The sequence below is a fragment of the Leptolyngbya sp. FACHB-711 genome, from assembly GCF_014695615.1.
Taxonomy (GTDB): domain Bacteria; phylum Cyanobacteriota; class Cyanobacteriia; order Elainellales; family Elainellaceae; genus Leptolyngbya_A.
This window is the reverse complement of the sequence record NZ_JACJOR010000296.1, coordinates 1-9,204: the sequence shown is the minus strand read 5'-3', so window position 1 is coordinate 9,204 and position 9,204 is coordinate 1. Positions and strand designations below refer to the sequence as shown.

The window sequence follows — 9,204 nt, the reverse complement described above, 5'->3', positions numbered from 1 at the left end:
GCAATATCAGGAATAATCAGCGGCAGGTAAGACGCGCCTCGATAGAGTCCTTTGCCGGGAAAGCGAAACTTGGCTAAGCCGACTGCCATCAGCGTCCCCAGTACCGCCGAAATTGCCACCGCAGCCAGGGCAACGGTGAGACTATCGCCCAGCGCGGAGAGAATCCGTCTATCGTTGATCAGGCTGCTGTACCACCGCAGGCTAAAGCCGCCCCAGTTTGAGCTAAACCGTGACGCATTAAAGCTGTAAAACGCTAGCACCAGAATCGGAAAATACATAAATCCGTACATCAGCACGGAAAATACCATTTGCCAGGAAAAACGGAGCTTGGCTTTGGGCGATTGCGGCACAGAATCATCCTCCACGGGCGGCACAGCTTGGGCGGTTTCCATTGGCATGGTCAGACGGCATCTCGATCGCCATATTTAATCAAAAGTGCGATCGACACGCTCACGGCAAAAATTAAAATCATGCTGAGGCTAGAACCGAGTCCCCAGTTGCGAGTTGCGCCAAGAAACTGGTTGAAAATAAACCGGGAGATCGTCATATTCGACGCACCGCCCAGCAGTTCCGGCACGACAAAATCTCCCAGGCTGGCAATAAACACCAGCAGCCCACCTGCCGCGATACCGGGAAGCGTTTGGGGCACTGTGATCCTGAGAAATGCCTGGCTTGGCGTTGCGCCCAGGTCGGAAGCTGCTTCCAGCAATCGTTTGTCTAACTTTTCCAGCGAGGCATACAGAATCAGCACCATGTAGGGCAAAAAGCTATACGCCATGCCGATAAACACCGCCGGACTCTGGTTTAGCCAGTCCTGTCCCGGAATGCCGATCGCCCCCAAAATAGAGTTGAGCAGTCCAGTCGGTCGCAAAATGGTAATCCAGGCGTAAGCCCGCAGCAGTGAAGAAGTCCATAGCGGCAGCACAAACCCGACCAGCAGCAGATTTCGCCATCGCGCCGGAGCCATGACCGCAATCCAATACGCCACCGGAAAGCCGAGCACCAGCGTCAGCAGTGTAGAACCCGTCGCAAAGTAAAGCGATCGTCCGATGACCCGCAGATAAGGATTGCCGATCGCCTCGGTTGCAGAGCTGCGTGGCAGCAGGATTTCCAGATAGTTGCCAATGCCATAGCCCCCCGCAGGTTGCCCCAGGCGAAATCCCGGAATCAGGCTCAGCTCCAGAATCAGCAGCGTTGGTAATACCAGCAGCACCAGTAGCCACAGTCCCGGAGGAGCCAGTAATACCAGGGGCTGCACTAATTTACTGAATCTGCGTCGCCAGGACGCCTGAGAAGGCTTTTCAGGCAGGGCAGAAGGAACCGGAGGAGTAGTGGTCGACATCGCGGCAAACCTGAAAGAACCTGAAAGAACCTCAAAAGAACAGCCTGCAACAAATACTACGCGCTGGTGAGCTGAGTCCAGTATTTGTCGTACAGGTCGGTTGCCTGGGTAGGAACGGGCGTGATGCCTTCGCACTTGGTAAGCACGCTCTCCGAGGGATACAGATTGCTGTTGTTTTTGGAGTTGGTCGGCAGCTTCTCAAAGGCGGCTTTGTTGGGCGTGGCAAAGTTGAGTCGTTCGACCAGGTTCGCGGCATTTGCTGGATCGAGCATAAAGTTCATCCATTCATAGGCAGCGTCCGGGTTGGGAGCCGATTTGGGAATCACCATCGTATCCGTCCAGATCGAAGTGCCCGATCGCGGAATTACATACTTCAGGCTAGGCTGTTCTTCAATCAGTGAAATTGCGTCCGACGAATATGCCATCGATACCGAAAGATCGCCGCTTGCCAACTGATCTTCCCAGCCGTTCGTTAAGAAAGACGCGATCGCAGGTTTGAGTTCAACCAGTTTGCGGTATGCCTGCTCGATTTGCTTCGGGTCTTTAGAGTTGTAGGAAAAGCCGAGCGATCGCAGCGTCGCGCCCATCACTTCCCGCACGTCATTAATGAGCGTCACTCGTCGCGTCAGCGATCCCTTGTTTTGCCAAAGGAAGTTCCAGTCGGTGATAGTTTTGCCGTTGAGTCTTGCCGGATCGTAAATCAGTCCGGTGGTTCCCCAGGTTGCCGGAACGCTGTGAGCATTGTTGGGGTCGTATGTCGGATTGCTCCACTTCGGGTTTAGGTTGCTCAGTCCAGGAAGGCGCGATCGATCGAGTTCGGTCAGCAGCCCTTTGTCCTTCATCTCGACCACCATGTAGTCCGAGGGAAAAATGATGCTGTAGGCATTGGCTCCGCCTGCCTCGACTTTTGCCAGCATCGCTTCGTTCGAGTCAAAAATATCGACAACGGTGCGAATTCCAGTTTTTGCCTCGAAGTTCTTCAGCAGTTCATCGTCGGTATAGTTTGCCCAGGTAAACACATGAAGCGTTTTAGCGTTTTCCCCAGAGCTGGGACTGGCGGCGGGACTGTTTCCGGCAGAAGGATTCGACAGGTTACGGGCGCAGTTTGATAGCACCACCCCCGAAGCAGCAGCCGTTAGAGTTTGTAAAAATCGTCTTCGGGAGGTTCCAGAAAACAATCGACCGTCAGGGTGGTTTGAGTGAGAATGGGTTGGCGGCATGGTTTCTTCCTACTGCGGTAAGGGTGCAACGGGAAAACGTACATAAAACAGCATACGCGAATCGTTTGCAGTCGGCTTTCCCGGGGGACGATCGAGCAGACCTAAATCATTCAATCAGGTGCTCCCTAGGCAGGCAACGCCAGACAATCAGCAGCAGACCAGTACACCTTAACCGAACTGTGCAGATCCAGAGGTCGATCGCTGCGGTTGGGCAACAGTACGGTAATACGATCGCCTGTCGCGAGCTCCACGAGATAGTGAACGTGGGTTCCCAAGTACATGATGTGGCGCAGTTTGCCTTCATAGGCATTGGTTGAGGCGTTGATCAGATCGCCGCTGTTGGGCGAGCCAACATGGATTTTTTCGGGACGAACGCTGACCATCACGTCGGTGGGCGGGTTTTGCTGCCAGGCATCTTGTGGCTTCACCATCACGCGTAGCCCTTTATCAGTCACCACTTGCAGCATTTCCGGATAAATGGTTTCGACCCGCGCCTGAAACAGGTTGGTATCGCCAATAAAATCTGCCACAAAGGGCGTTTGCGGCATTTCATAAATCTCGCTGGGGCTGCCCACCTGCTCTAATCTGCCTGCATTCATCACAGCAATGCGATCGGATAAGCTTAGTGCTTCTTCCTGATCGTGTGTCACCATCACAAACGTCACGCCGAGTTCCTGGTGCAGATTCGACAGTTCCACCTGCATTTCTTTCCGCAGCTTCAAATCGAGCGCGCCCAATGGCTCATCGAGCAAGACTACGGTCGGGCGATTCACTAGGGCACGAGCAAGGGCGACGCGCTGCTGTTGCCCACCCGAAAGTTGAGCCGGATAGCGACGGGCAAAGGATTCCATTTTTACAAGCTGCAAGGCTTCTCCGACGCGCTGCTGCACCTCCGATCGGCTGCAATTCTTAATGCGTAAGCCAAAGGCAATGTTGTCAGCCACCGTCATGTGGTTGAATAGGGCATAGCTCTGAAAGACAGTGTTCACGGGTCGCTTATAGGGAGGTACATTGGTCATCAGTTCGCCCCGGATGTACACTTCTCCCCCGGTGGGTTCTTCAAACCCGGCGATGATCCGAAGTGTAGTAGTTTTGCCGCAGCCCGATGGACCCAAAATGCTGAAAAATTCACCCTGCCGAATGCTCAGATCAATGCCGCGAACGGCAGTTTCCCCGTTATAAACTTTGAACACCTTTCGCAGTTCAACGTCCAGCTTGGTTTCGGTCTGGGAAGCATTCCGGTCTTGAGCAACGGTCTGGGACATAATTGGCAAATTTCCTTTTCCAGCTAGTATTTCACCCGTTTGTCACTTAACTTGTGTTTTGAGCAGCACAGTTAAACTAAATTCTGGTTAACAAACTTTTAACCCGTCCGTTTCAAGCAAACTTCTCTGAATCAATCTTGATTAACCGATCGCAATTCTCTGGTCAATCCGTTTTGAAGGATTTTTCCTGGGAAACCTATCCCTAAGCGATCGCTCTAGCACCTAGCGTTTCTTGCGCAATTACCCCGTTGCAAATTTAGCCGTTGCAAATTCAATAGCAGAACAAAACTAGACCCCGGTTCGCTTGTCCCCTAGCATAGCTTAAGTGCCGTCCACCTCTATTCCGCCACGTCTATTCCGATTATGAATCGATCGCCTTTGATTGCATCCAGCCCCAATTCTCGACAGAATGCCCGCTCAGTGGGGCGACACTATCAGTCGGTGATTGTGATGCTGTTCGTCAGTTTGATCCTGGTCGGTGGAATTGGGACTCGTCTGGTTTATCTCCAGCTTTTTCAAGGCGAACGCAACCGCCAGCTTGCCGACAATAACCGGATTCGCCTGATTCCTCGCCAGCCCGAACGTGGCAAAATTTTGGATCGCCGAGGCCGAATTCTGGCAGGCAGCCGTCTTTCCTATGCGGTGTTTCTGTGGCCGATCTCAAATTCTAAGCAGCAGTGGTCGGTGATTGTGCCGCGTCTGGCAAAGGTGCTCAATGTTCCTCAAAAGACGATCGAAAACCGCCTGGAGCAGGCAGGCTATGATTCCCCGGCTTTGCTGCGAATTGCACGAGGCTTGAGTCCAGCTCAAGTGACAGCCCTGGCAGAGTTTAGCCACGAATTAAAAGGCGTCCAGGTTGAAGCGGAAGCCGTTCGCAACTATCCCTATGGCGATCTGGCAGCTCATGTGCTGGGCTACACGGGCGAAATGAGCGACGAAGACCTGAAGGCAAAGCAGGATCAGGGCTATCGTCTAGGAGACGTGATCGGGCAGATGGGCGTTGAGGCAGCCTTTGAGCGGCAGTTGCGCGGCGAATGGGGCGGACAGCAGGTTGAAGTAGACGGAGCGGGGCGGGTGCTGGGGGTGCTGGGCGAAAAGACTGCCAAAGCTGGAAACGATGTGCAGCTCACGCTGGATCTGGATGTGCAGCGCGCCGCAGAACGGGCGTTAGGCGATCGCAAAGGGGCAATTGTGGCGATCGATCCCCGTGACGGAGCCGTGCTGGGGATGGTGAGCCGTCCTGCCTTTGACCCTAATTTGTTTTCAACCCGCATTACCGATGCTCAGTGGAAGCAGCTTCAGGGTCTTGACTTTCCGTTTGTGAACCGCGCTCTGCAAGGCTATCCGCCTGCCAGCACCTTCAAGATCGTCACAACTGTTGCTGCCATTAAGTCGGGCGAGTTTCCGATAGGAACGGTGTTGCCGACCTATCCGTTTGTGGAAGTGGGTGGCATTCAGTTCTGGGACTGGAACCGGGCAGGCTTTGGTCCGCTTGATTTTCCGGGGGCGATGGCATGGAGCAGCGACACCTTCTTTTATCAAACCGCGCTCGGCATGGGTGAAGAGCCGCTGATTCAGTGGACACGCCGCTTTGGATTTGGCGAAAAGACGGGAATTGAGATTGCTGCCGAAGAAGCTCCGGGACTTGTCCCCGATCCGGGTTGGAAGGAAGAAGCACTAAAAGAACCCTGGTATGTAGGCGATACGGTGAATATGTCGATCGGACAAGGCTATATGCAGTCGTCACCGCTTCAGGTTGCCGTCATGTTTGCGGTAGCAGCGAACGGAGGCTATCGGGTCAAACCTCACCTGATGATGGACAATCAGATCGATCGCTGGCGAGAATCTCTCAACCTCAGCCCAGAGATTATGCGAACGCTGGATCAGGGGCTACGACAAGTCATTACAAGCGGGACAGGAACTGCGCTCAACGTTCCCAATCTGCCGCCAATCTCCGGTAAAAGCGGAACTGCTGAAGACCCACCCCGCCAGTCCCACGCCTGGTTCGGTGCATATGGACCCACCAGCAAACCGGAAATCGTCGTCGTTGCCTTTGCCGAAAACTCTGGCGGTGGTGGCGGCTCGGTGGCTGCCCCGATGGTGCGTCAGGTTCTCGAAGCGTACTTTAACGGCACTCAAGCATCTGAAGCAGCTCAGCCCGAATCCGTCACGACTGACTGAAGCCAGCTACGGCTCAATCTCCAGAACCCTTTAATTTAGCTGACCGAACTGGAGATCGGTTTGGGCATCTGGCAAGGTGAATTTGAGGGCGTGTCGGGAAACTGGCTGCGCTGGTGCGATCGCTCAGGTGAATGGCTACTGACCGATACTGAACAAGCACGGCGAGCAGAAAACAAGCCCAACCCCAACTGCTGCAAGCCGCCCGCAATCTTTTAGAAACGGGGATGCCGATCAAGCAGGTGGTGTTCCTGCTCAGCTTATCGGAGACGCAAGTTCAACTGCTGCAAGCCGTAGACTGATAATAACTGTTGCTTGGGGTTTAACCGATCGCATTTGTACTTGGCGGTCTGCTTTTAGGGTCTGCTTTCAGGGAAGGTGAGAGCCGAATGCCCCTTCTTATCGGCAGTGGGTTATTCTTAGCCGCTATACCGTCGCGACCGGGTCTAAGCCCAGTTTGGTCAGCAGGCGATCGACCTTGAAATGCTTTGTCATCATTTGCTGAATTGCCTGCACCTTGATTGGCTCATGCAACCGTACCTGCCCAAACGTGCGATCAACAATTTCAACAGTTGTGAGGGTATCCAGATCGACTGACAATATTGGGATTTCCAGATCTTCGGCGCGGCTCAGAATCGCCCGTGACGGCGGCAGATGTCCGGTTAGGATCAGGCATTGGGTCGAGGTTTCCAGGGCGGCAAGTTGAATATCGGTTCGATCGCCCCCGGTTACCACTGCCATGTTACGCCCCTTGCGGAAATATTCCAAGGCAGAGTTCACGTTCATTGCCCCAATTTTGAGGCTTTCCACCATCAGATCCAAGCGATCGGGCCGACAAAGGACTTCTGCGCCAAGCTGATGCACCAGTTCGGCAACGCTGACGCTTCGCAGCAAATCATTTCGCGGTAGCAGTCCCAAAACCTCAATGCCATGACGCTGCAAAAATGGCTGAATCTGAGATTCGACGATTGCCACTTGATCATGCGGGATGTCATTGATTAGCACACCCATGAGCCGATCGCCTAACCGTGCTTTTGCTGCCAGCAAGCTATCGACCACTAGAGCCGATCGAAAGCGGCTGACCAGCATCACTGGCGAATCTAGCGCCTGAGCAATCTGCGGCACTGACAGATCAAAGAGCTTTCCCTCTTCCAGGGTTCCGGCTCCCTCCAGCAAAACAAGATCAACCCCGGCAGGAGCGGCGTAACGCTGTAAAAGCTGCTGATAGTGCGTTGAATCAGTTCCGTTAATCCGACGAAAAATGGTTGCTTCATCAAGCGGCAGCAGCATCGGCAATACGCAACCGTCCGGCAGCTTGAGGGTTTGTGCCATGAACTTCACATCTTCCTCGATCGGCTGATCGGGAGAATCCTCGGTGAGGCAAGTCCCGATCGGCTTACCGTAGGCAATCTTGAGTCCTTTTTGCTGAAGCTGATGCGCCATCCCTAAAATCATGGCTGACTTACCGCTATAAGCTTCAGAAGACCCAATCAACAAAAAATTCGCAGACTTTGGCACGCCCGTAACTCCTCAAAGCAATCTCGATGCCCTATTCCCCGAAGATGCTTTATAAGTGCTTTGCTAGCTTATTTTTGCTAGCACACTGACGCTCTCCATCAGAACCCGTGGACATTTCATCCATTGTATTTATCTTTGATTCACTTTTCTGATAGAGCTGCATAAATTTTAGGAAAGATGCTAATCATCCAACCGCAGCAGCCGGCGGTAAAAGGACTGGGAGAAATCAGCACTGCGTGAACTTTTGTAGATAAACAGCAGCTCGATCAAGAAATCGACAAACTCAAAGTTCGCCAGCATGACTTCATAGCTCAGGTCAGCATTGTTATCAAACTGAAGCCGACACCGGGTGAGATCTGCCGGAATCGAAGAGATACTCCAACTCGCTACAAAAGGAATACTTTCGCCCCCTTCAATCTGGCGAGAACCCTCTAGGCTGCCAGCCTGATAAAGACTGATTGCAAGAGGTAGGGCACTCCGCTTGCGTCCCTGATAATAAGGCGCGTAGACGCTGACATCACGAGGGTTGGCAGGCTGGAGCTTTTCAAGTGACATACTTAAACTTTCCTTCAATCTCCGCTGGGGTGGACGCTAACGTTGAGGTTGCAAGAACGCTAGGGTAGAGATACACGCGCTGCATCGACAGCTTTTGCTGCACTCTGGAACTTAGTATTCCCACGACCACCGATTGGAATGTCACTTTTACTTTTATTTTTATGAGAAGTTCACCCACGCTTGCGACCTCTCGACCCCTGCAAATTTTAGTCGTTGGCGGCGGAGCAGGCGGATTTTTTGCGGCGATCGTTTGTGCGGAGGCTCACCCGCAGGCTCAGGTCACACTGTTTGAGGCAGGTTCGCAGCCACTCAGCAAAGTGCGAATCTCTGGCGGCGGTCGCTGCAATGTCACCCATGCCTGCTTTGATCCGGCAGCTCTAATTCAGTTCTACCCCAGAGGCGGCAAAGCGTTGAGGGGCGCATTTACCCGCTTTCAGCCAAAAGATACGATCGCCTGGTTTGCCAAGCGGGGCGTGACGCTCAAAACCGAAGCCGATGGGCGAATGTTTCCTGTTACAGATAATTCTGAGACGGTCGTGGATTGTCTGACCCAGGCTGCGCTGCGAGCGGGCGTGAAAATTTACACCGCTGCTCCGGTCAGCCGCGTTACCAAAGAGAATGATTACTTTGTGTTAACGCTGAAGTCGGGGCAGGAGGTTCGGGGCGATCGGCTTTTGCTGGCAAGCGGCAGCAGTCCGCAGGGGTTTCAGCTTGCTAAAAGCTTGGGACATTCGGTAGAACCACCTGTGCCGTCGCTGTTTACGTTCAATGTTCCCGATTCGCAGCTTCATGAACTTGCTGGAGTATCCGTGGAGTCTGCCAAAGTTCAGCTTTTTGTGCCCGAAGGAAAACCTATTGAGCAGATCGGTCCGGTGCTGATTACCCACTGGGGGTTGAGTGGTCCGGCGGTTCTAAAGCTATCAGCCTGGGGCGCACGGATACTGCATCAGCATCGCTATCAGGCAACGGTGCGGATCAATTGGTTGCCGACCGAGACTGCCGAAACGGTGAGACAAACTCTGCTGGCAGCCAAAACCGAATTTCCTCGAAAATCGATCGCCGCCCACAATCCTTTTACCCTGCCGCGCCGCCTCTGGCAATTTCTGACGATGAAAGCGGGTGTTGG

At 53.4% G+C, this 9,204-nt stretch carries 9 protein-coding genes; 3 read left to right on the top strand and 6 right to left on the bottom strand.

What is annotated here, in order from left to right:
- The 4 genes from H6F80_RS11745 to H6F80_RS11730 all read right to left on the bottom strand — a co-directional run.
- The coding region (locus H6F80_RS11745) for an ABC transporter permease (RefSeq protein WP_518523562.1) at window positions 1-398 on the bottom strand (398 nt) is incomplete at its 3' end.
- Between the two features lie 2 nt (window positions 399-400).
- Entirely contained in the window at window positions 401-1,342 is a 942-nt protein-coding gene (locus H6F80_RS11740; protein ID WP_190791737.1) for an ABC transporter permease, read from the bottom strand.
- Between the two features lie 56 nt (window positions 1,343-1,398).
- Window positions 1,399-2,562 (bottom strand): polyamine ABC transporter substrate-binding protein, encoded by a 1,164-nt coding sequence (locus H6F80_RS11735; RefSeq protein ID WP_190791736.1) that lies wholly within the window; start codon window positions 2,560-2,562, stop codon window positions 1,399-1,401.
- Between the two features lie 125 nt (window positions 2,563-2,687).
- Window positions 2,688-3,827 (bottom strand): ABC transporter ATP-binding protein, encoded by a 1,140-nt coding sequence (locus H6F80_RS11730; protein ID WP_190791735.1) that lies wholly within the window; start codon window positions 3,825-3,827, stop codon window positions 2,688-2,690.
- A gap of 363 nt (window positions 3,828-4,190) precedes the next feature.
- Between H6F80_RS11730 and mrdA the strand changes: the two genes are divergently transcribed.
- On the top strand, window positions 4,191-6,008 hold the full coding sequence (gene mrdA, locus H6F80_RS11725) for a penicillin-binding protein 2 (protein WP_190791734.1): 1,818 nt from the start codon (window positions 4,191-4,193) through the stop codon (window positions 6,006-6,008).
- A 60-nt stretch (window positions 6,009-6,068) separates the two neighbouring features.
- Window positions 6,069-6,224, top strand: a complete 156-nt coding sequence (locus H6F80_RS11720) for a hypothetical protein (RefSeq protein WP_190791733.1) — start codon at window positions 6,069-6,071, stop codon at window positions 6,222-6,224.
- Window positions 6,225-6,431: 207 nt separating this feature from the next.
- Here the strand turns inward: H6F80_RS11720 and H6F80_RS11715 are convergent, their stop codons facing one another.
- Both H6F80_RS11715 and ebsA read right to left on the bottom strand, forming a co-directional pair.
- Window positions 6,432-7,523 (bottom strand): DRTGG domain-containing protein, encoded by a 1,092-nt coding sequence (locus H6F80_RS11715; RefSeq protein ID WP_190791732.1) that lies wholly within the window; start codon window positions 7,521-7,523, stop codon window positions 6,432-6,434.
- 180 nt (window positions 7,524-7,703) lie between these two features.
- Window positions 7,704-8,078, bottom strand: coding sequence for a type IV pilus biogenesis protein EbsA (gene ebsA, locus H6F80_RS11710; RefSeq protein WP_190791731.1), 375 nt, complete (start codon window positions 8,076-8,078; stop codon window positions 7,704-7,706).
- Between the two features lie 161 nt (window positions 8,079-8,239).
- On the opposite strand from ebsA, the gene H6F80_RS11705 reads away from it, so the two are divergent.
- Window positions 8,240-9,204: aminoacetone oxidase family FAD-binding enzyme (locus H6F80_RS11705; RefSeq protein WP_190791730.1), on the top strand; the 965-nt coding region annotated here is incomplete at its 3' end.

Coding starts and splice junctions, on each gene's coding strand:
- H6F80_RS11740 (WP_190791737.1), bottom strand. CDS start 1,342: ATGTCGACCACTACTCCTCCGGTTCCTTCTGCCCTGCCTGAAAAGCCT.
- ebsA (WP_190791731.1), bottom strand. CDS start 8,078: ATGTCACTTGAAAAGCTCCAGCCTGCCAACCCTCGTGATGTCAGCGTC.
- H6F80_RS11735 (WP_190791736.1), bottom strand. CDS start 2,562: ATGCCGCCAACCCATTCTCACTCAAACCACCCTGACGGTCGATTGTTT.
- mrdA (WP_190791734.1), top strand. CDS start 4,191: ATGAATCGATCGCCTTTGATTGCATCCAGCCCCAATTCTCGACAGAAT.
- H6F80_RS11730 (WP_190791735.1), bottom strand. CDS start 3,827: ATGTCCCAGACCGTTGCTCAAGACCGGAATGCTTCCCAGACCGAAACC.